The 23310-nt window shown below is 43.0% G+C and carries 20 protein-coding genes; 15 read left to right on the top strand and 5 right to left on the bottom strand.

From position 1 onward, the window contains the following. Positions 1–121 precede the first annotated feature (121 nt). The 4 genes from QZ995_RS01870 to QZ995_RS01885 all read right to left on the bottom strand — a co-directional run bounded on the left by QZ995_RS01870 (position 122) and on the right by QZ995_RS01885 (position 3344). On the bottom strand, positions 122–1078 hold the full coding sequence (locus QZ995_RS01870; protein ID WP_301802274.1) for a hypothetical protein: 957 nt from the start codon (positions 1076–1078) through the stop codon (positions 122–124). Beyond that, positions 1059–1592 (bottom strand): sigma-70 family RNA polymerase sigma factor, encoded by a 534-nt coding sequence (locus QZ995_RS01875; RefSeq protein WP_301802276.1) that lies wholly within the window; start codon positions 1590–1592, stop codon positions 1059–1061. Before QZ995_RS01875 ends, QZ995_RS01870 begins: the two co-directional genes overlap by 20 nt. Positions 1593–1859: 267 nt before the next feature. Continuing rightward, complete coding sequence (locus tag QZ995_RS01880) at positions 1860–2213, bottom strand: hypothetical protein (protein WP_301802278.1); 354 nt, start codon at positions 2211–2213, stop codon at positions 1860–1862. 258 nt (positions 2214–2471) lie between these two features. Next, complete coding sequence (locus QZ995_RS01885) at positions 2472–3344, bottom strand: LysR family transcriptional regulator (RefSeq protein WP_301802281.1); 873 nt, start codon at positions 3342–3344, stop codon at positions 2472–2474. 213 nt (positions 3345–3557) lie between these two features. On the opposite strand from QZ995_RS01885, the gene QZ995_RS01890 reads away from it, so the two are divergent. The 5 genes from QZ995_RS01890 (at position 3558) to QZ995_RS01910 (ending at position 7627) form a co-directional block, all read left to right on the top strand. Next, the gene (locus tag QZ995_RS01890) at positions 3558–4331 is read left to right on the top strand and encodes a class I SAM-dependent methyltransferase (RefSeq protein WP_301802284.1); all 774 of its coding nucleotides are present in this window, start codon (positions 3558–3560) and stop codon (positions 4329–4331) included. A gap of 180 nt (positions 4332–4511) precedes the next feature. Beyond that, the gene (locus QZ995_RS01895) at positions 4512–4682 is read left to right on the top strand and encodes a DUF2759 family protein (protein ID WP_003344759.1); all 171 of its coding nucleotides are present in this window, start codon (positions 4512–4514) and stop codon (positions 4680–4682) included. 166 nt (positions 4683–4848) lie between these two features. Continuing rightward, positions 4849–6021 (top strand): putative cytokinetic ring protein SteA, encoded by a 1173-nt coding sequence (steA, locus tag QZ995_RS01900; RefSeq protein WP_301802301.1) that lies wholly within the window; start codon positions 4849–4851, stop codon positions 6019–6021. After that, positions 6018–6695, top strand: coding sequence for a glycosyltransferase family 2 protein (locus QZ995_RS01905; protein WP_301802304.1), 678 nt, complete (start codon positions 6018–6020; stop codon positions 6693–6695). The genes steA and QZ995_RS01905 overlap by 4 nt, the downstream gene beginning before the upstream one ends. Beyond that, complete coding sequence (locus QZ995_RS01910) at positions 6692–7627, top strand: hypothetical protein (protein WP_301802307.1); 936 nt, start codon at positions 6692–6694, stop codon at positions 7625–7627. The genes QZ995_RS01905 and QZ995_RS01910 overlap by 4 nt, the downstream gene beginning before the upstream one ends. On the opposite strand, the gene QZ995_RS01915 is transcribed toward QZ995_RS01910, so the two are convergent. Beyond that, entirely contained in the window at positions 7582–7890 is a 309-nt protein-coding gene (locus QZ995_RS01915; protein WP_301802310.1) for a DUF2627 domain-containing protein, read from the bottom strand. The two genes, QZ995_RS01910 and QZ995_RS01915, sit on opposite strands and share 46 nt — an antisense overlap. Before the next feature lie 101 nt (positions 7891–7991). On the opposite strand from QZ995_RS01915, the gene QZ995_RS01920 reads away from it, so the two are divergent. The 10 genes from QZ995_RS01920 to QZ995_RS01965 all read left to right on the top strand — a co-directional run bounded on the left by QZ995_RS01920 (position 7992) and on the right by QZ995_RS01965 (position 23219). Beyond that, entirely contained in the window at positions 7992–10070 is a 2079-nt protein-coding gene (locus QZ995_RS01920; protein ID WP_301802313.1) for a sigma 54-interacting transcriptional regulator, read from the top strand. A gap of 228 nt (positions 10071–10298) precedes the next feature. Next, a complete protein-coding gene (locus tag QZ995_RS01925; RefSeq protein ID WP_301802315.1) occupies positions 10299–11390 on the top strand; it encodes a Glu/Leu/Phe/Val family dehydrogenase in 1092 nt (363 codons plus the stop codon). Positions 11391–11643: 253 nt separating this feature from the next. After that, positions 11644–13065, top strand: a complete 1422-nt coding sequence (lpdA, locus tag QZ995_RS01930) for a dihydrolipoyl dehydrogenase (protein ID WP_301802317.1) — start codon at positions 11644–11646, stop codon at positions 13063–13065. Positions 13066–13083: 18 nt separating this feature from the next. Beyond that, positions 13084–14076, top strand: coding sequence for a thiamine pyrophosphate-dependent dehydrogenase E1 component subunit alpha (locus QZ995_RS01935; protein ID WP_301802320.1), 993 nt, complete (start codon positions 13084–13086; stop codon positions 14074–14076). A gap of 12 nt (positions 14077–14088) precedes the next feature. After that, the gene (locus tag QZ995_RS01940) at positions 14089–15072 is read left to right on the top strand and encodes an alpha-ketoacid dehydrogenase subunit beta (RefSeq protein WP_301802323.1); all 984 of its coding nucleotides are present in this window, start codon (positions 14089–14091) and stop codon (positions 15070–15072) included. Positions 15073–15090: 18 nt separating this feature from the next. Then, positions 15091–16443: a dihydrolipoamide acetyltransferase family protein gene (locus QZ995_RS01945; RefSeq protein WP_301802325.1), complete on the top strand. Its 1353-nt coding sequence runs from the start codon at positions 15091–15093 to the stop codon at positions 16441–16443. 228 nt (positions 16444–16671) lie between these two features. Next, positions 16672–18750, top strand: coding sequence for a stalk domain-containing protein (locus tag QZ995_RS01950; protein ID WP_301802328.1), 2079 nt, complete (start codon positions 16672–16674; stop codon positions 18748–18750). A 399-nt stretch (positions 18751–19149) separates the two neighbouring features. Further along, positions 19150–20802 carry an acyl-CoA mutase large subunit family protein gene (locus tag QZ995_RS01955; RefSeq protein ID WP_301802330.1) on the top strand — a complete coding sequence of 551 codons (1653 nt, stop codon included), beginning with the start codon at positions 19150–19152 and terminating at the stop codon, positions 20800–20802. 25 nt (positions 20803–20827) lie between these two features. Continuing rightward, the gene (gene mce, locus QZ995_RS01960; protein WP_301802332.1) at positions 20828–21670 is read left to right on the top strand and encodes a methylmalonyl-CoA epimerase; all 843 of its coding nucleotides are present in this window, start codon (positions 20828–20830) and stop codon (positions 21668–21670) included. Beyond that, positions 21663–23219, top strand: coding sequence for an acyl-CoA carboxylase subunit beta (locus tag QZ995_RS01965; protein WP_301802335.1), 1557 nt, complete (start codon positions 21663–21665; stop codon positions 23217–23219). Before mce ends, QZ995_RS01965 begins: the two co-directional genes overlap by 8 nt. The last annotated feature ends 91 nt before the right edge of the window (positions 23220–23310 follow it).

The following is a 23310-nucleotide window of genomic DNA, read 5'->3' on the forward strand; positions in this document are numbered from 1 at the left end:
GCAAAGAATAAAAAATGGGATGCCGTGTCACCAATTTGAGTAGAGATTTCGGCATCCTATTTTTTATGGAGTGTTCTATTATTTCTAGCTCAATGGAACAGTCTCAACCAGTATAAGAAGCTTATTTTCCCCTTTTTTCAACAAAGACGTTAAATTCTGTTCCGTACTCTTCTTTAAAGGTTTTCGCGTATTTTTCATTTATTTTCGATGCTTTTTGTTTTGCTGCCTCCATGTTTTCTAACATTCCTACCTCAATATAAAACATATTCCCACTGTCTTTTAGAATACGAATTCCTTTTTCCTCAAACAGCGCTTCTTCCATTGAAGCCAATTGCTCCCCGAGTGGATATGCGGCAGTTCTGATGGAGTACACAGTTTTCAGCTGTGCCTGATTATCTTTTGAAAGATTCAAGACGATTTGGGCAGGGTTCGAATATTCCTTTACTTCATATTTAACTGGTGATGTAAATACAAATACGAAACGATCAGAAGAATCGTCTAATGTAATCAACCGGTATGCATCTGCTATCAAATCGCTCTTTTTCAGTTCCTCAAAGGTTTGCTGATCAAACCATCTTACGCCATTCATGGTAAAAGTCATGGTGTATGGATTTTCCTGATAGGAAACGTTGAAAAAAGGGGCGGTTTTTTGTGATGCTTCACCTGATTTATCGTTACCTTGGGCAAAGTTGATGACAATTTGCTCGGCATTTTTTTCTTTTACGAGCGTAATTGGTTTGATGCTACTTCCGTCCGTTCTTTCGCCGCCATCGGCATACCCGCCATTAAATTGCAATACCTTTACAAGGCTTCCTAGTAACGGTACGTGTGCTGCAGCAGCAACAAAACCCGGTAGTGTGTTGACGGCAACGCCAAACAATATAAACATGGCCGCGACTCCGCCAAGCCCTTTCATTACCATTCTGCTTGTTTTATTTTTCATTGGTCTTACTCCCTTATTTCGCGATAGTAATTCTGCATTAGCCTTTGCTTTAGCCGATTGGATTGCAGCATCTAGCTCCTTTGGTATTTCGATGCTTTCATAGCTCTTTTTTAATTCATTTAATTGATTGTTCAAGATGTTCAACCTCCTGCAAATCAATTTTTAATTTTTGAAGTCCCCGATAGAGACGCGTTTTAACCGTACTTACGGGCACGTCCAATATTTCTGCTACAGACTCCAGTGTCATATCTTCGAAAAATCTTAAGATAATTACTGTCTTATATTTTAGAGCGAGTTTTTCTAGTGCCTGCCTTACATCGAAGATATCATCCCGATTTTTATCCGAATGCTGCATAACATTTTCCAAAATGCTCGTGTCCATAAATACCATTCTTCGCGTTTTTCGCAAGGAATTATGAGAGCAATTTATCGCGATCCGATACAACCACGATTTGATAAATTCAGGTTTTCTCAGGGTATCAATGGAAACGATAGCTTTATATATCGTTTCCTGTACGATATCCAGTGCTTCTTCTCTGTTTTTTACAAAACTGTAGGCAAGTCGGTACAAATGCTCCTTGTTTTCTTCAATAAGTTTATAAAGATGATCGCTCTCCTTCGAGGAATGATTTGGAGTATGCGCGCGCATATCGTTCTCTCCTTTCAAACAAATGCTCCAATCGTTTGGTTCCGCTATTAGACAAACCAGTAGAACAGAAAGTTTCATTTTAAAAAAAGAGGATTTTTACATTTTTTATATTCAAAAAAATCAGAGTGCAAGGAAGTTGCCCAGTTTTTGCTGTTATGTAATCTTTTGTTGAAAACAACCGCTCATCAGACAGACGATATGAAAAAAGTTACCCCCCTTTAACCTTATTAGTCAAAGGGGGATAGTGTTTTTCAAGCTTGAAACAAATCATTTGCTTACCGATTTATGTCCGGCAGCTAATTCCTCATCGCTTGGAACCTTACCTTTAAAAGCTAGAGAAGCCTTTGATACCTGATTATTGTACGCAACCTGATTTTCCTGCTGTTGCCTGTCAATGGTTTGGTTCATAAGCTGCTGAGAATAAACCGGCATTGCCGTTGAATTTTGAGTCATTTGCTGTGAAGTTTGCATTAAAAGTATTGCCTGTTTATCATGTAAATCTGCCTGTTGACGATGAATCAGAGCTTGTTGCTCGTGAGCCTGAGCTTGAGTTAGATGGGCTTGAGCTTGTTGCTTATGCATACTGATTTGTTGGTTGTATTGTGAAGTAAGCATGTGCATGTGATAGCCTCCTTTCCACTGGTTAACTTAGCGCTATCGGGAAATAGGTTTTGCTTGCGATTCCTTGCTCATGGTATTGGAAGATCGCGTTTGTGAGGGATTATTTTTATCACTTTGCTGAGGTTTGACTCCGTTATGCTTGGACATCATGACACTTCCTTTCTTCATAGTTGGCAATGTCTTTCATAGCATCCCCATTTCCGCAAAACACATGGCGTCAATTAGTCAAAAAGGAATGAAAAACTTTTACCAATCCCATCAGTGATCATAATGCTTTATCACCCAATCTATAAAGGAGGAGAGATGCAGATCGCTTGCTTTTTCAGCAGGATAGGCGAGTAGTGTAGGCCGGGTAAACGTGCCTTGGGAAATATCAATTGTAACTAATGTTCCCTGTAGTTTTTCTTGTTGAACGAAACGTGAAGGTAGCAGAGCAATTCCTAAATTTTGTAACACCATCTGCTTGACAGCACTAAAACTATCTAGCTCCATTATGATAGTCGGAAAAACACCATTTTCCGCCAGGTAACGATCGACCCGTTGCCGATAAGGAGCGGTAGGATTGCCAAAAGCGATGAAAGATTGCTTGTCCCAATCCGTCCAGCCAGGATAATTGGTAGCCCATGGATGAGCAGGTGAGCAGACTAGCAAAATGGGATCGTCAGGCAAACATGTAGTCTTAATGTTCGGATGATACAATTCATTACCTAGAACAGCAAGATCAGCCGTACCTGCTAATAAAGAGTGAACCGATTCTTCAAATAAAGTGGAGCGCAGATAACAGGTAAAGGAAGGATCAACCTGACGATATCCCCCGAGCAAGCGAGGAAGCTGTGTGGAGACAAAAGCTTTCCCAGCTACGATACGCAGCGGGCGAATTTGATGATTTTGCTGGATAAATTGCTGATATTGCTCTATCATGGAACTGGCAACAGGTAAAAAAGCTCGTCCTTCCTCTGTTAGGGTTACCCCCGAGGTTGTACGGGTAAACAGCGTCATCTCTAGCTCTTTTTCCAATTGCTTCAGCCGATGTGTCACAGTGGACTGTGCTAAAAAGTGGGTATGTGCTGTTTTATTTATGGAACCCATACGGGCAATTGAAATAAAAATCTCCAAGTTTTGTAAGTCCATAAAAACCTCCTTGATGTTAAAAGGGTGTTTGCGGGTAAGGCTATCGGACTTATAGATAGCCTATTATCGAAATTATATAACTAGACTGACAAATAAAGAAGTAGGATATACGTCAGAGGGCTGGAAACTGCTAAATAGCTATCTAGGAGGAAAAGAAATTTACAGTCAGAATGGGATTCATCCTTACATTAGTGAGAAAGGAAGAAAACAGATATGTCCACTCATTTTCATAATCCACTCCTAAAGGAAGCGTATATGGCTAGGGAAGCGACTGATAGTTGGATAGACAAAATGCTAGAGGTTATACAACCAAAAGGATTGCAGGTATTGGATGCAGGCTGTGGAGGGGGAATATATACGCGGGCGTGGGCTGAACTAGGCGCCAATCAAGTCACCGCAATGGATTTTTCGGAGGTGATGCTATCTGCTGCACAGAAAGAGTGCAGTTCGTATCCGCAAATCGTGTATCATCTAGGGGATGTGCGAAAAACGGATTTACCTACAGGCACATATGATCTCATTTATTCCCGTGCAACGATACATCACTTCACCGAATGGGTTACATGCTTTGCAGAGTTAAACAGAATTTTAAACGAAACCGGTACATGCATTATTCAGGATCGGACGTTAATGGATTGTTTATTACCAGGGAGCCCTGCTCATTTACGGGGATATTTGTTTGAATTTTTTCCAGAGCTAAAAAGCGTGGAAGAGCAGAGAAGACCAAGCGCTGAGGCAATAAAGGAAGCATTGCTTCAAGCGGGTTTTGGATCTGTACAGATTGAAGACTTTTGGGAAGTGCGACGTACGTATTCATCTCTTCAGGAGTATCAGCAGGATTTGTTAGAACGAAAGGGGCGCTCAATTTTACATGCGATTAGCAATGAGCAACTGGAAAACTATGTAAACCAGCTGCAGTACAGATTGCCAGGCGACCAGCTATTAGAAGAGAGAGATCGCTGGACGTTATGGATTGCAAGAAAATAAAAGATAGAAAAGTGGATTAAGCAGGAAAGTTGTCAATATATAGAGTTGTAGGAAACTTGTGAATTTACTTGTCACAATTGCTGTTATGACTTGTTTCAATATTGGCTACATTATATAATTGAATTGCCATTGTTTGCTATCCTTGGACAGGTATATTATTTGCAAAGGGGTTGAATTGGGATGCAATGGGTTATGGACGTAACCATGTTTCTGATAACTCTGTTTATTTTGGCTGGGGTTTTTCGTTCAATAAAGGCGAAAAACAGGTTCGCCACAGCGTTTGGCTTGGTATCATTAGCAGTATTTGTCTACGCCGATTTCCTTATTCTTAAATTCGCAACAGGTGCGTAATTGTAAAATGTAAGTGGTTTCATCAAGAGAAGCTTTTGCTTTTGCAAAGCTTCTTTTTTTATGTTTATTTCGTGTAAGAATCGAAAGTCAATTCGAATGACGTTCTCCTATTGACGCATGATCAAGAAGGGGTTACGTCATACTAGAAATAGGAGGTGGGGTAATAATGAGATGGCGCAAAGGCAAGTCCGATTCTGTTCGCATTAAGGGAACCCTCATGACAGATTCAAAAACCAAGTGGCTGTGTCAACGATTACAGGCAGGGGATATCGCCATGATTGACCATAAAAATCTGGATGTAACAGCGGCTGAAGACCTGATTGCATCTCAAGTACAAGCAGTTATCAATCTCTCCCCCTTTTTGACAGGCGATTTTTGGACAGAAGGAGCAGCACTTCTTTTGCAAGAGAACATAGTCCTTTATGAAATCGAACATACAGCAGCTGTTACAAGAGATCTACAAGAGCTTTTAGACGGAAAGCAAATCGAAATTATCAATGATTGCTTACATGTTCTTCCTGCTGAAAAACCAATCAAGATTGCTCTGCGTCCATTTCGTATGTCAGATTACGAAATGAGAGCACAGCAAGCTATAAATCACGAGCCAAAACATTACATACAGTTTCTAACAAATACACTATCGTTTCTGGAACAAGAAAAAAAACTTTTTACAGCTAGTCTTCCAGCTGCCTGCATTCGTGCATCGTTTGCGAATCGCTTTGTGGTGCTTGTGAACCGTGGGCCCTCTGCACGAGACGATCTTCACTCATTATCCTCTTTTATAAAGAAATATCGCCCCATTCTGCTCGCGGTAGATGGGGGAGCTGATGTCATCCTGAGCTGTGGATGGGTTCCTGATGTTATTATTGGAGATTTAGATAGCGTATCGGATCGGGCGCTTTATTCTGGAGCAGACATTATCTTGCACGCTTATAAAAATGGAATCGCACCGGGTCGAAGTCGGTTAGATAGGCTGGGAGTGCCGTATCAGCTTTTACCTGCTCCTGGCACAAGTGAGGATGTAGCCATGCTAGTTGCTTATCAAGGTCAGGCTACTCGAATTATTACAATCGGAAGTCATACCAACATGCAAGATTTCTTGGAAAAAGGAAGAAAGGGAATGGCTAGTACCTTTCTTATTCGCACTCGCATTGGACATAAGCTGATTGACGCAAAGGGCATTCATTACTTGATTCAGCAAAAAGAGATGTACAAACCTTCTGTGGGTGCTGTTGTTGCAAGCTCTTTGTGCTTACTTCTTCTGCTTTTACTCATGCATCCAACCATTCGTACTGTTGGCTATATGCTATGGACGCACGTAAGTAGGGGAATGGTATGAGAGTTAGCGCGATTATCCCAGCCTTTAATGAGCAGGATTGGATTGAGGAAACAGTTTCTACATTAAGAGGGTCATCGCTCATCCATGAGTTGATTGTAGTAGACGATGGGAGTGTCGATTGTACTGCTAACATCGCTCGACCTTGGGTGGATCAGCTCATTATAATGCCTAAGAATGTTGGCAAGGGAGCTGCTTTGCAAGCAGGCTGGAAGAAAGCTACAGGTGATATTATTTTGTTTTTGGATGCTGATTTACAAAAGAGCGCCCGTGAAGTAGATAAATTACTGACTCCTGTCGTCAGAAAAGATTGTGATATGTCGATAGCTATAGTACCTAAAGCTCCTCGTAAGGCTGGCTTTGGACTAGCTAAAAAGCTGGCCCACCAAGGGATAGTACAGATGACTCAGCAGAAGCTGGAAGCCCCTTTATCCGGGCAAAGAGCTTTTAGACGCGATTTATTTTCCTGTGTTCGTTTCGCGGATTGTGGATTTGGGATTGAGGTAGCAATGACAATTGATTTTTTACGAGCGGGCTATCGAATCAAAGAAGTTCCGGTGAATTTCACACATCGTTATACAACAAACAATTTTCAAGGATTTTTGCATAGGGGCAAAGAGTTTTGGCATGTGTACCGAACCATACAACGCAAACGGCAAGAGGTGGAAAAGAGATGAATAATAGTTCCATTCTATTACTATCCTGTATTGCCATCATGCTACCGCTGATCTTGCACGATGTATTTTTTCTTCGAGGAATTAAACTATTAAAGAAACATGAGATTGTCAGATTAAATTATCAAGAGGAATTAATACCGACAGGCTGCGGGTGGTTTTTATTTTTTTATATTACCAGCACCTATTTGCTGCTCTTGCTATTATGGTGCTTCCAGCCTTCCGTAGCATTTCCTTGGAAATTGGGAGTGTTTTTTCTTAGTGGTTCTTTTGCAATCGCCGCGCTGGGCTGGCACGATGACTGCGCACACGATAAGCATATTAAGGGATTTCGAGGACATGTAGGTATCTTAGTTACTGAGCGAAGAATGACCAGTGGCTTTTTAAAAGCCTGGGCAGGGGGCAATATCTCTCTTATTATTTGTCTGGCTTTATATGACAATGCGCTGGAGGTTCTGTTTCATACCATCCTCCTTGCTTTGTCGATCAATCTGATAAACCTATTTGATCTGCGGCCTGGAAGAGCCAGTAAGGTGTTTTTAAGCTTATTTATTCTGGTGTTAGTATCGACTCCTTTTTTTAGCGTGCCAGCATCGTGGATTATGATTTATCCCATTATTAGTGCGACCCTTCTTTTATTTTATCATGATGCAAAACGTATGGTCATGCTTGGAGATACAGGCTCCAATTATCTTGGGTTTATTTTAGGGTACACGTTAATCTGTACGACTCCATTGAACATCAAAATTGTTTTTTTTCTGTTGTTTCTGTTTCTGCATATATTGGCAGAGCGTTATTCATTTACGACCTTTATCCGCAATCGTCCTCTTTTGCATAAACTAGATTTGTTGGGGGGGAAAAAAGCTCCGCCTATGCATAGCGAAGCTTCTTACTCATCATCTTCATCGGGATCTCGCTTCATAAAGCGCGGTTGAACGCGATTGCGTTTGCGGTCATGATGCAAAATAAAACCTCCAATGAATGCAATAGGCACAACAAATAAAATGGCTCCTAAAGTAAAGTACCCCCACATAAATTGATTGATATCAGGATTAAAGTATTGATATAGTGTATCGCGCATTATCTTAAAGCCCCAGCCTGCGATGACAGCGGGAATCACCATGATGAGCAACGCAACGATTCTTTGACCAAGCAACCAAGACACATCCTTTTGTAAAGGTTCGTTTATTTCCATCATAAAACATCCGGGGATGCTTGTCTAACCTGTAAAATACGATAAAATGTAAGATGGAAGATTCAGCCATAGCAGCAGTCCTCAATGAAAGGGGTGGGTTTTATATGCATAAAGTTATTGTAGTGGGGGCTGGTAAAGGCGGTACACTACTAATCCACTTATTGTTGCAGATGGAGGGTGTAGTGCTGATTGCTGTGATCGACCACAACGCTGATGCCCCAGGTATACAAGTGGCCAACACTCTTGGGATACAGGTAGGGACGGATTATGTTCCTTATTTGGCTGATGTGGACTTGATTTTGGAAGCAACTGGCGATCCCCATGCCTATGATGACATTTTAAAGAAAAAGCGTGCCGAAACGGTTTTAATACCAGGTAACTTTACGAGTATTATCATGAAATTGATTCGTGAGCGCGAAAAGCTCATTCAGACACTTCGTCAGAAGCAACGAGAGTATGATACCATGCTAAACTCCACTCATGACGCAATTATTGCTGTCAATGAAGAGGGGAAGGTAACGATCTTTAATCGAGCCAGTGAAAAGCTGATGGGGTTGTCTAAAAATGAAGTGATTGGTACGCGCGCGGAACATACGATTCCGAATACACGTTTACACTATGTACTAAAATCCGGTCAGCCTGAGATTAATCAGGAGCAGGCCTTAACAAACGACACTCGTATTATTACGAATCGGGTACCTGTACGAAATGATGCTGGGGAAGTGGTCGGGGCTGTCTCCGTCTTCCGAGATATTACCGAGATTATATCTTTACTTGAAGAGGTAACTGATTTAAAAGAATTGCAAAGCTTATTGCAAGGAATTTTGCATTCCTCTGACGAGGCGATTTCTGTTGTTGATGGCGATGGGATCGGATTGTTAATAAATCCAGCCTATACACGGATTACAGGAATGACACCCGAGGATGTTATAGGGAAGCCAGCAACTGTGGATATTTCTGAAGGAGAAAGTATGCATATGCAAGTGCTGCGTACCAAAAAACCAGTTCGCGGTGTACGTATGAAGCTAGGGCCGATGCGTAAGGATGTGGTGGTAAACGTAGCCCCCGTGCTGGTTAATGGAGAATTGCGTGGCAGTGTTGGCGTTATTCATGATATATCTGAATTTAAGACATTATCAGAAGAATTAGAGACGGCTAAACGACTGATCCGTACCCTGGAAGCAAAGTATACCTTCGACGATATTATCGGGGATAGTGAACCGATGAAGGGAGCGATCGAACAGGCTAAGCTGGCTGCCATGACTCCAGCTACTGTCATTTTGCGCGGTGAATCAGGGACGGGTAAAGAATTGTTTGCCCATGCAATTCACAACGGAAGCTCGCGAAAGTACAATCAATTCATTCGGGTTAATTGTGCATCCTTATCAGAGACCCTGTTAGAGAGTGAATTGTTTGGGTATGAGGAGGGAGCCTTCACTGGTGCTAAACGTGGAGGCAAGCGCGGCTTATTTGAAGAAGCAAGTGGCGGTACCATTTTCCTAGATGAAATTGGTGAGCTATCTATGGGCATGCAGGCTAAACTTTTGCGCGTATTGCAGGAAAAAGAGATCATCCGTGTTGGTGGCACGAAAGCAATCCCAATAGATGTTCGCATTATTGCAGCTACTCATGTTCATATGGAAACAGCAATACAAGCAGGCAAATTCCGAGAAGATTTGTATTATCGCTTACATGTCCTGCCGATTTACATACCACCCCTGCGTCAAAGGCATGAGGACTTGGAAGCGCTTGCTAATTTTTTGCTCCAAAAATTTAATCTTGAATATGGTCGCCGCGTTCAGCAAATCAACAAATCCACATTAGATGTCCTAAAAGGGTACCGTTGGCCAGGTAACGTTCGTGAGCTCGAAAATATTTTGGGACGGGCTATTATTCACATGAAATTTACAGAGATAGAGATCATGCCGCATCATTTGCCACCCTTGGAACAAGCGTATGTTTCTCAAACGGAAGCGGCCAATCAAAAACCAGCTAATAGGAAAAGTAGAACCTTAAAGCAAGCCGTCGAAGAGGCGGAGAAACAATGTATTCTACAAGAGTTACATAAGGCAAAGGGCAATCGAACAGAAGCAGCTAAGCAATTAGGTGTATCCTTACGCAATCTTTATTATAAAATGGAGAAACTAGGCATTTTGGAAACGAATCCACAAGATGGTTTGTGAAAGATCTGCAAAATTTTGCGTGCAAAGGATTGCAAAGTTGTGCAAAATATTTCATCATAGATAAAGTGAAACGTGTTGTTCACATCCTCTCCACCGATTGTTCACAAATATCTTATGGGTTGGCATGCTTATTGCTTTAGAAAAAAGGTAGGTTGTGTAAGCGAATTCATAGAAAGAAAAACAAACCCCAAAAATCGTTTTGGAATAGAAACAGCAGGAGGGCTACTCATGAAAATCTTTGATTATCTGCAAAAATACGATTACGAACAATTGGTACTTTGTCAGGATGAGACTTCTGGATTAAAAGCAATTATTGCGATTCATGATACAACGCTTGGCCCAGCTTTGGGTGGTACACGTATGTGGATGTATAATTCCGAAGAAGAGGCAATTGAAGATGCACTTCGCTTGTCTCGCGGCATGACGTATAAAGCTGCGGCAGCAGGACTTAATTTGGGCGGAGGAAAAGCGGTTATTATCGGTGATCCTCGTAAAGATAAGAGCGAAGAGTTATTCCGCGCATTCGGGCGTTTTGTTCAAGGCTTGAACGGACGTTATATTACGGCTGAAGATGTAGGAACAACTGTTGCCGATATGGATTTAATTTATCAAGAAACCAACTATGTAACAGGAGTATCACCAGCATTCGGTTCTGGTGGAAATCCTTCTCCTGTAACAGCCTATGGTGTGTATCGCGGGATGAAGGCAGCAGCAAAACGCGGCTTTGGTCATGATGATCTCTCCGGTAAAACGATTGCTGTTCAAGGGGTAGGGAATGTTGCTTACAATTTGTGCCGTTATCTGCATGAAGAAGGCGCAAATCTAATTGTAACGGACATTAATACGGATAATGTTCAACGTGCTGTTGTAGACTTCGGAGCTAAAGCGGTAGGAGTCAATGAAATTTTCGGCGTTGAGTGCGATATCTTCTCTCCATGTGCATTAGGTGCAATCATCAATGATGACACCATTCCACAATTTAAAGCCAAAGTAATTGCTGGAGCGGCTAATAATCAATTAAAAGAAGAACGTCACGGAGACATTATCCAGGAAATGGGTATCGTCTATGCGCCTGATTATGTAATTAACGCTGGTGGCGTCATCAACGTTGCAGATGAATTGCATGGCTACAACCGTGAACGAGCTATGAAGAAAGTAGAGACGATTTACGATAATATGAACCGCGTCTTTGAAATTGCAGATCGCGATAATATTCCTACGTACAAAGCGGCTGATCGCATGGCAGAGGAGCGTATTGCTCGTCTGGCTAGATCGCGTAAAACATTTTTGCGTGATCCAAAAGCAAGTTTACCAAAGTAAGAATAACTTGACTGAAAAAAGCATTGGTAGTACGGTAGTGCAAGAATGTAATTGATTCTTGCACTACCTACACGATCTACTTCATGCCAAATCCCAAGATAAAAAGGCAGAACAAATGAGAAAAGAGTAGGAGTTGGACCATTTCTTGACACATCCAACTCTTTTTTTAGTACCAGGTCATGGAATGTGGTATAATGTGTCTCGGTAAGGCAAAAGCAACACATAGCTACTACAGGGTAAAGGAGATATGAACATGTCCCAAGAATTTGATCTTGTCGTGCTTGGTGGGGGAATTGGCGGCTATGTAGCGGCGATCCGTGCCACACAATTAGGCATGTCGGTAGCCATCGTCGAAAAGGATAAAATGGGCGGAACGTGTCTGCACCGCGGATGCATACCATCCAAAGCATTATTACGTAGTGCCGAGGTTTTTGCCACGATCAAGGAAAGTGAGAAATATGGGGTACGCACAAGGAATGTAGAGCTGGATTTTGGGCTGGTACAACAGCGCAAACGCTCAATAACAGAGCAACTGCATAAAGGCGTAGAATACTTGATGAGCAAAGGAAAAATCAAAATCTATCAAGGATTTGGTCGCGTAATGGGACCAAGCATATTTTCTCCGCAAGCTGGTGCTGTGCGCATTGAGACAACGGATGGTGAACAAGAAATCATCGTTCCTCGCTTTTTATTGATTGCAACTGGCTCTAGACCACGAGTCTTATCTGGCCTAAATATAGATGGAATACATATAATGACGAGCGATGAAGCGTTGGAAATGGAACAGCTCCCAGCGTCTATGATCATCGTTGGCGGTGGAGTTATCGGTATTGAATGGGCATCCTTGTTAAGCGACTTTGGTGTGGATGTTACCGTAATCGAGTACGGGGATCGCATTTTGCCAACAGAGGATGCTGATATCAGTAAAGAATTAACCCGCGTACTTAAAAAACGGAAAGTAAAAATCGTGACAAATGCAAAAGTGATGTCCGAAAGCGCTCAGGTGGCGGAAGGTCAGGTAAGCGTACAAGCGGAAGTAAAGGGAGAAATTCAAACCTTTGTCGTAGAAAAAATGCTCTTGTCTGTTGGACGTCAAGCTAATGTAGATAATTTAGGCATAGAAGCCACTGAAATTAAGGTGGATCAGGGGCATATTGCAGTTAATTCCAACTATCAGACGGCTGAACCGCATATCTATGCAGTAGGTGACGTGATTGGTGGGATTCAATTGGCTCACGTAGCTGCTCACGAAGGAATTTTGGCCGTTGAGCATATGAATAATCGACCAGTGGAGACACTTGATCCGGCAAAGGTAGCCAAATGCACCTATAGCCGTCCCGAGGTAGCGAGTGTAGGCTTAAGTGAGGCAGAAGCGAAACAACAGGGTTATCGCGTTAAAACAGGAAAATTTAGTTTTAAATCACTAGGAAAAGCGTTGGTTTTTGGAGAAAACGACGGATTTGTAAAATTGGTTGTCGATGAACAAACCAATGATGTACTTGGTGTTCACATGATTGGGCCGCATGTGACTGAAATGATTTCAGAAGGAGCATTAGCGCGTGTATTGGATGCGACCCCATGGGAGATCGCCCATACCATCCATCCGCACCCGACATTGTCGGAAGCCTTTGCGGAAGCGGCTCTGGATGTTGACAATCTGGCTATTCATTCTTAAATGCAGGGAGGAAACCTTATGACAAAGAATCGTCATCAGGCTGTAGGTTTAACCGATGAGCAAGTGCTGGACATGTATCGCTACATGCTCTTGGCAAGAAAAGTGGATGAGCGTCTTTGGCTGTTAAACCGGGCTGGTAAAGTTCCGTTCGTTATTTCCTGCCAAGGGCAGGAAGCCGCTCAGGTTGGGGCTGCTTTTGCCTTTGATAAAGAAAAAGATTATTTATGCCCGTACTATCGTGATTTTGGAGCGGTTATGGTCTTTGGGCAAACAGCTCACGATACGTTGCTGTCGGCTTTTGCAAAAGCTGAAGATCCTAACAGTGGCGGCCGTCAAATGCCTGGTCATTTTGGCGGGAAAAAATACCGAATTTTAACGGGATCGAGTCCCGTTACGACACAGGTGCCGCATGCTGTGGGAATTGCCTTAGCAGGTCGAATGACAGGTGAGAATCATGCTGTCTTCACCTCTTTTGGAGAAGGGTCTAGCAACCAAGGTGATTTCCATGAAGCGGCTAACTTTGCAGGGGTGCATAAATTGCCGGTTATTTTCTTCTGCGAAAATAATAAATATGCCATTTCCGTACCCTTGAAAAAGCAATTGGCCTGCGAAAGCGTGGCTGACCGTGCAGTTGGTTATGGATTCCCAGGGGTTAGCGTAGATGGTAACGACCCAATTGAAGTGTATCGTGTCATGAAAGAAGCGGTTGATCGAGCAAAGGCTGGAGAAGGTCCTACCTTAGTCGAAGCCGTAACGTATCGTCTGGTACCTCATTCAAGTGATGATGATGATCGTGTATACCGTGATCGCGGAGAAGTGGACGAAGCCAAAAAACAAGACCCCATCATCACCTTTGCCCAATATTTAAAAGAGGTAGGCCTCTTAACAGATGAGTCAGAGTCGGCTCTATCTAACGAAGTGCAAGCAATTGTAGACGAAGCGACGGAATACGCTGAGCAGGCGCCATATCCATCGCCAGAATCTACTTTGACGCACGTATACGGATCGTAAGGGGGAGTTAAGATGGCAGTTATTTCTTTTATTGATGCAATTACCATGGCGATGAAGGAAGAAATGCGCCGTGATCCTAAAGTATTTCTGTTGGGAGAAGACGTAGGAGTACGCGGAGGGGTTTTCCGCGCATCAAATGGTATGATTGAAGAGTTTGGAGAGCAGCGTGTTATCGACACTCCGTTAGCGGAATCAGCGATTGTGGGTGTAGCAATCGGAGCGGCAGCGGTAGGCATGCGTCCTATTGCAGAGATACAATTTGCTGATTTCATTTTGCCAGCTGTGAACCAAATTGTTTCCGAGGCTGCTAAAATGCGTTACCGTTCCAATAATGATTGGAATTGCCCGCTTACTGTTCGAGCTCCGTTCGGTGGAGGGGTGCATGGGGCCTTGTACCATTCCCAATCCTTAGAAGCGATGTTTACGAACGTTCCAGGGTTAAAAGTGGTAGTTCCTTCTACCCCATATGATGCAAAAGGTCTATTAAAAGCAGCTATCCGTGACGAAGATCCGGTTCTGTTTTTTGAACATAAACGTTGCTATCGCTTAATTAAGGGCGAAGTGCCGGAGGAAGATTACACAGTACCAATTGGCAAGGCAGACGTAAAGCGAGAAGGAGAGGATATTACTGTCATCTCTTATGGACTCACCCTGCATTTTGCCTTGCAGGCGGCGGAAAAGCTTGCTCAAGAAGGAATTTCTGCCCATGTTCTAGATCTGCGGACACTTTATCCGCTCGACAAGGAAGCGATCGTGGAAGCGGCATCTAAGACGGGAAAAGTGTTAATCATCCACGAAGATAATAAAGAAGGCGGAGTTGGTGGCGAGGTAGCCGCTATTATCGCTGAGCATTGTCTTTTCGATTTAGATGCGCCAATTAAGCGTCTGTGTGGACCGGATGTACCGGCAATGCCATACAGCCCACCGATGGAAAAATTCTTTATGTTAAGTCCAGAAAAAGTATTGGAAGCGATGCGTGAATTAGCGCACTTCTAGGCAAAAGGAGGACGAACCATGGCAACGAAAGTACTCATGCCACAATTGGGCGAGAGCGTTACAGAAGGTACCATCACCAAGTGGCTTGTAAATGTGGGCGATGTGGTCAACAAGTATGATCCGTTAGCTGAAGTAAATACAGATAAGGTAACCGCCGAAGTGCCCTCTACTGTATCGGGACGCATCAAGGAGATCATAGTTCCTGAAGGAGAGACGGTTAGTGTCGGTACTCTGATCCTTTATATAGAAGAAGGAACGGACAGTGTCAGCAATTCAACAAACAATGCAGAAGTAAGCTTGCCGGAACTTGCCACATCAATTCCGTCTACAGCTTCTGCCTCGACAGGTGGAGCTGTAAAAAATGAAACGGATGGGCAATCGGGAAGTAAACAACGCTATTCCCCTGCTGTGATGCGTCTTGCTCAGGAGCATAATATTGATCTAGCGCTTGTGACAGGCACTGGCTTAGATGGACGTATTACGCGTAAGGATGTACAAAAGTTGATTGATCAAGGTGGCCTACCGCAAGCAACCGATGCGAACAAATTGGCAACTGCTCCACAGCCAGCTGCAATGCCGACTAGTGCACCGGCACCAGCTATGCCTACGACATCGCAGTCCAATAGTCTCAGTACAATGACTTCTTCAGCACCAAGTCAAGTATCTGCAGCAGCAGGAGACCAGAGCATCCCTGTGACGCCAGTTCGTAAAACGATAGCGTCACGCATGGTGCAAAGTAAGCATGAATCACCGCATGCCTGGATGATGGTTGAAGTGGATGTAACGAATCTTGTTCATTTCCGCAATAGTATAAAGAATGAATTCAAGAAAAAAGAAGGCGTTTCTTTAACCTTCCTACCATTCTTTATCAAGGCAGTGGTAGAAGCATTGAAAGAATATCCGATGCTAAATTCCTCTTGGGCAGGCGATCAAATCATCGTTCGCAAAAACATAAATATTTCTATTGCTGTAGCGAGCGAGGATGCTTTATTTGTTCCAGTTATTAAGGATGCTGATCAAAAGTCAGTGTACGGCATTGCCAAGTCAATTGAAGATTTAGCATACAGAGCCCGAGCAGGTAAGCTAACGATGGATGATATGAGCGGCGGAACCTTTACCGTAAATAATACTGGATCGTTTGGTTCTGTGCTGTCACAGCCTATCATCAATGCACCGCAGGCGGCGATTATGAGCGTGGAATCCATCGTGAAGCGTCCTGTGGTTATAAACGATATGATTGCTGTTCGTTCCATGGTTAATCTGTGTTTATCTCTTGATCATCGCGTACTGGATGGATTAGTATGTGGCCGATTCCTGCAAAGTGTAAAGGCGAAATTGGAAGCCATTGGCCCAGAAACGAAGGTTTACTAACACAAAATTAAATGGAAAAAATGAGGAGGATAGGTAATCTTCCTCATTTTTTTGGTTTTTTTATGTAACTTTTTCACGATTTGTTCGTATTAAATAATGGATACTATTTTAAAATTGCCTTAATGTTATCAACAACTTTGTCTTATTAACATACTGTTAATGGTACACTGAAAGGGAGAGTTGAATTTATCCAAAGGCAAAAAATCGAGAGTGAACAGGAGGAGAATTATGAACAAACAACTAAAGAGAGGCGCATTCCTACTGCTAGCATCGACTCTAGCAATTACACCTTTGGTCTCTGTTCCGCAGAGTACATACGCAGCTAAGAACTTATCGATTGATGCTGATGATACTGACACAGATGAGAAAACCACGTATACTCTTACATTTAAAGTAACGGACAATCTAAAAAAAGGTGATAAAATCATAGTCGAATTTGATAGTGATTTTGACCTGAAAAATGTTAAAAAGGGTTCCATTGAAATCGATGGAGAATCAATTAAAGATTTAAAAAAAAGCGGATCAAAATTAACGATCAGTATTCCTTCTAAAATTGATGACGGTGATCGGGTTGAAATCGAAATTGAGGACGTCATTAATCCAGAAGACAGTGGGGAATATGACATTTCTGTTGACGATGGAGACGATGAAGTAGAAAGAAGCATTAAGATCGGTAAAGGCAAGAAAAGCTCTTCTTCCAAAAGCAAAACAGAGAAAAGCGCCTTTTCCGCCGACTTTGGTAGCCAATATCAAGATGAAAAAACATCTCTTGAATTATCCCGAATTGATCTAAATGACAAGCTAGACGACACAAAGTATGTAGAAGTGACATTCCCTTACTCTAGCATGGTACCTAATAAAATCAGCACAAGTGACGTTGAGTTAAATGGATACTCACCAAGGGATGTTGAGGTATCCGGAAGAACAGTTAAAATTAAGCCTAGCTCGAAAGCAGACGGCGATAAGAGGCTGACGATTAAATTTAACAAAGATGCCGGGATCAGAACACCTTCTTCCAGTAGCTCTTTTAAAATAGAAGTAGATTATAGAAACACGACCTACGTTTCAAAAGAATTTGAAATGAAAAAAGGTTCCGCCTCTGTAGATAGTGACTACAGTGTCACTTTATCTGATAACAGAGCAGGAGCTCGCAGCACTGTGGCCATGGATGTAAGATTAAGGGATGAACTTAGAGGCGGCAATGATATTTATGTAGAATTTCCTACCCAAGATATGGTTCCAGGCTATATTTTTAGCTCATCTGTATCAATCAATGGAACTCCTGTGAGATCTACCGGTGTTTCGGGTCGTACCGTAACCTTGTCAACACCTTATAACTTCTCTAGTTCAGATCGTGTTCGTATCGAATTTAAAAACGACGCGTTCCTTAAAATGCCTACTTCAACAGGCAACTACGATCTGGCTGTAAAATATAGAGATACAACTTATCGTTCTAAATCATTTACTGTAGCGGCAGGAGGAGTAGCACCAACGAATCCTACAAATCCTACGTATCCGACAAACCCAACGAATCCTACAGTACCTGTGATTCCTGCTAACAACAGCACAGCGACTGTAGCACTTAGCAAGCCTAATCCAAATGCAATTACTGGTATGACGGTAGGGATTAAGGCGCTAGGCGTTGGTCTTAGCACTGCCGATTACATTGAAGTGGTTATGCCAACAACCTTCCGTGTCCCTACGACTATTCCAACAACTGCAGTGACCGTTAATGGCACATACCCAAGCTATGTTGGTACTCGCGGACAAAACTTGGTTATCTATCCATCAGTTAACCTGCCTGCAGGTCAACCAGTAAGCGTAGCTGTAAATGAAAATGCTAAAATCCAAACACCTGGAGCATCTAATATTTACAATGTAGGCGTTTATACATCTGCAGAAAAAAATCCGTTGTTCATTCGTCAAGTAACGGTCGGTGCGCAAAACGGAATCAGCTTTAAAGTAGGTGCAGCATCCTATAAAACACAAGGAAAAACCTTTCCATTGGCTGTAGCTCCTTACACAGTGAATGGTAACACCATGGTACCGGCTACTTTTGTACGTGATGGATTGAAAGTAAGCACGACATACACAAAAGCGGCTGCTACTGTAAAATATGGAAAAACAACAATGAGCTTCAAAGTAGGTTCAAAGGTTGTCAACATCAATGGTAAGAACTATACTCTGCCAACCGCTGTACAATTGAAAAACAATGTACCAATGTTACCAATTCGTACAATCACTGATAACCTGCGCTTCAACCTGGCATGGGATAACGCTTCTTCCAGCGTCATTATTTTTAAATAAGAACGTAGCCTAAAGCCAAATACCCCCAGAAAAGATGGATTACATGCAAGTCCATCTTTTGACTGGGGGTATTTTTTAATCCTTTATAGGAGAGCGATTCCTATACGTATTGAAAAATCATCGGAACAATGAGAGCCAGTACAAGAATAACGACCAGAATCTTGGCGATGGTAGATTGATGTTTCAATATGGGACAGCTCCTTTTCTTATGATCAATAATGTTGCAAAAGGCTTTACTGTAACCAGAGGAAGGTAAAGCCATCATTTCTAATAAATGAATCTGCTTGCTTAAAATGTACAAATGCTGCTGCCGTTGATTGAAAAACAGCGAGGCTATGCTAGAATAAAATAGAGGAGAATTCTTAATTTTTCCATTATGCTGGCATTGGGGGAGAACACGTGTCTGATCATAATTTTACCCAAATCTATCAGGACTGGCAACAACGGTTGAATCAACGGCTCGAGAAAAAACCGGAACGCAAGAAAAGGTTTTCCACCTCTTCCGATTTGGAAGTCGAGCGGCTTTATCTGCCTAAAGAAGTGGATCAATCATATATGGATCAAATCGGTCTTCCCGGAGAATATCCATATACTCGCGGCGTTCAACCTACGATGTATAGAGGGCGCTTTTGGACGATGCGTCAGTATGCGGGCTTTGGCTCAGCAGAAGAGACGAATAAACGGTTTCGTTACCTGTTAGAACAGGGACAGACTGGGCTAAGCGTTGCTTTTGACCTACCTACACAAATTGGATATGACTCCGATGATTCCATGTCGGTGGGAGAAGTGGGGAAGGTTGGGGTCGCAATTGATTCCTTGGAAGACATGGAGACCTTATTACAGGGGATTCCGCTTGATAAAGTAAGTACCTCGATGACCATTAATGCACCGGCTTCCGTATTATTGGCCATGTACATCGTTGTGGCAGAGAAACAAGGTACACCGTCACACGCCCTAAGCGGCACAATTCAAAATGACATTTTAAAGGAATATATTGCTAGGGGTACCTACATTTTTCCACCGCAGCCCTCGATGCGCCTGATTACAGATATTTTTGCCTACTGTGCGCAACATGTGCCTAAATGGAACACGATCAGCATTAGTGGGTACCATATTAGAGAAGCTGGTTCTAGTGCAGTACAAGAGGTAGCCTTTACCCTTGCAGATGGCAGAGCATATGTAGAAGCAGCACTGCAAGCAGGTCTTGATATAGATCTTTTTGCTCCGCAGTTATCTTTCTTTTTTAATGCACATAATCATTTCTTTGAAGAAGTCGCAAAATTTAGAGCTGCAAGAAGAATCTGGTCAAATTTAATGAGAAACGTCTATGGGGCAAAGCAGCCAAAATCTTGGCAGTTCCGTGTTCATACGCAAACAGGCGGCTCTACCTTAACGGCACAGCAGCCAGATAATAATATTGTGCGAGTTACTTTGCAGGCGTTGGCGGCTGTATTAGGCGGAACACAGAGCTTGCATACCAATTCCCGAGATGAAGCTCTTGCTCTGCCGACAGAGGACTCTGCACGCATTGCCCTACGAACTCAGCAGATTATTGCCCATGAAAGCGGGGTTACAGATACGGTCGATCCATTGGGCGGCTCGTATTATGTGGAAGCCTTAACTGACGAGATTGAAAAAGGCGTTCTGGCTTATATGGACAAAATTGAGAAAATGGGTGGTGCAGTTGCAGCAGTCGAAGCAGGATATATGCAACGTGAGATACACAAGCAAGCCTATGAAACACAACGTAATATTGAGTCTGGAGAAGAAGTAGTGGTAGGGGTAAATCGGTTCACGCTTGAGAATGAGACACAGCCTGAGCTTTTACGAGTAGATCCATCGATTGGTAAAAAACAGACGGAAAGACTGGCAGACCTGCGTAATCGCCGAGATGCGGTTTTAGTTGATCAAACGCTCGGTCAACTAAAGACAGCAGCAGAGGGCACAGAAAATGTAATGCCGTTTATTCTCGAATGTGTACGTGCTTATGCCACGATTGGAGAAATCTGTGGGGTTTTACGTCAGGTTTTTGGGGAGTACCGGGCGGTTTAATCGGGTCGAAGGAGGAAAGACAGCTATGAAACAAAAAATTCGTGTATTAGTAGCAAAGCCAGGTTTGGATGGCCATGATCGTGGTGCACTCGTTATCGCCCAGTCCTTGCGTGATGCAGGGATGGAGGTCGTCTATACCGGCTTGCGTCAAACCCCTGCACAAATTGTACACGCGGCGATTCAAGAGGACGTTGATTTTATTGGATTGTCCTGCTTATCTGGGGCGCATAATGAATTATTTCCCGAAGTCATTCGTTTGTTACGAGAGCAACAGGCAGAGGATATTATGGTTTTTGGCGGCGGAGTGATTCCGCAAGAAGATATTCCTTTCCTAAAAGAACAGGGGATTGCTGAAATTTTTACACCGGGTACTCCCACACAGGCGGCTGTAGACTTTGTTCGAAGCAAGGCGAGACCCAAAAGAGATAGCTGGGTCGAAACTCCCAAACGAATTGCTCATATTGGCATTGCTGTCCAGTCAATTGAAGCGGTGCTTCCCTTTTACACGGAACAATTAGGCCTACAGCTTAAGGGTAGGGAGAGGGTGGAATCAGAGCAGGTCGAGGTTGCTTTTTTGCAGATTGGAGAAACGAATCTGGAACTATTGGAGCCTCTCTCCCCAGAAAGCCCAATCGCTAGCTTTATTACAAAACGAGGCGAGGGTATTCATCATATTGCGTTGGATGTTGATGATATCGAGGGACGATTGCGGCAATTTAAACAGAATGGAGTGCAGCTTGTTCATGAACAGGCTAAGCTAGGGGCGCATGGAGCGCAGATAGCCTTTTTGCATCCCAAAGCAGCGAACGGCGTCTTATTCGAGCTATGTCAGTATGAACAGCAGAAGGAGGAGCTGGCAGATGAATGATGAGATGTACGCTAAGATTGACGAGCTGTACGAGCGGAAGAATAAAATAGAATTGGGCGGTGGAGATGAACGAATCGAAGCCCAGCATAAACGTGGAAAGCTCACAGCTCGTGAAAGAATTGATCTGTTAGTGGATTCAGGAACCTTCGTAGAGCTTCAGCCGTTCGTAAAGCATCGTAGCAATCTGTTTGGGCTAGATAAGCTGGAAGCCCCTGGAGAAGGCGTTGTGACAGGATACGGAAAAGTTCATGGACGGACGGTTTACGTGTTTGCCCAAGACTTTACTGTCTTTGGCGGGGCGTTAGGTGAAATGCATGCTAAGAAAATTGCTAATATTATGGATTTGGCGGCGAAAAATGGTGCCCCCGTTGTGGGATTAAATGATTCTGGAGGAGCAAGGATCCAAGAAGGGGTAGTTTCACTAGATGGTTATGGGCATATTTTTTATCGGAATTCTATCTATTCAGGCGTCATTCCGCAAATTTCGGTCATTCTTGGACCATGTGCTGGAGGAGCCGTTTATTCGCCTGCTATTACTGATTTTGTTTTTATGGTAGAAAAAAGCTCGCAGATGTTTATTACGGGACCTAAGGTCATTGAAACGGTTACAGGAGAAAGAATTTCTAGTGAAGATCTTGGAGGAGCAAAGGTTCATTCCAGCATAAGTGGAGTCGCTCATTTTACGTCGGAGTCGGAGGCGGAAGTGCTGGAAGAAGTTCGCCGTCTCCTACGGTTTCTGCCTCAAAATCATCGCGAAGAACCTCCCGTTCTTTTGTTTGATGGGGAGGAGGGAGATTGGCTTGAGGAGATGCTAGATATTGTTCCTGTCGCTGGGACGAAGGTATATGACGTGAAAAAGGTGCTGAAACTAATTGTAGATGATGGAGACTTCATGGAAATTCAATCACAATTTGCACGGAATGTCGTGGTTGGATTTGGGCGTTTAAAAGGTCAACCCGTAGGCTTTATTGCCAATCAGCCTAAAGTGATGGCGGGGGGACTTGATATTGATTCTTCTGATAAATTGGCACGTTTTATCCGCACTTGCGATTGTTTTAATATTCCGTTAGTTACCTTTGTGGACGTGACCGGCTTTTTTCCTGGAGTAAATCAGGAGCACGGGGGAATTATCCGACATGGAGCTAAAATTCTGTACGCATACTCAGAAGCAACTGTACCAAAAATCAGCGTCATTACTCGCAAAGCATATGGCGGCGCTTACGTGGCGTTAAATTCCAAAGCAATTGGTGCTGATGTTGTATATGCTTGGCCTAATGCAGAGATAGCGGTGATGGGGCCAGAGGGTGCAGCCAGTGTCATTTTTGCAAAAGAAATTGAGAAAAGTGAAGATGCTTTGGCTACTAGACAACGCAAAATTACTGAATACCGGGAAAGATTTGCCAATCCTTATGTAGCAGCAGAGCATGGCATGGTAGATGACATTATTGATCCAAGAGAAACGAGAAAATACCTTATTCATTCTCTGGACATGCTAAAGACGAAACGTGAGGAGCGCCCTGCAAAAAAACATGGCAATATTCCATTGTAGCTACGGGAAATGGGAAAGAAAAAAGTTCGTACTGAATAGTACAGACTAACTTTTTTACGGTATACTAAAAAGTGTTACATAGAGAATTGGG

The sequence above is a fragment of the Brevibacillus laterosporus genome, from assembly GCF_030489605.1.
GTDB lineage: Bacteria > Bacillota > Bacilli > Brevibacillales > Brevibacillaceae > Brevibacillus_B > Brevibacillus_B laterosporus_E.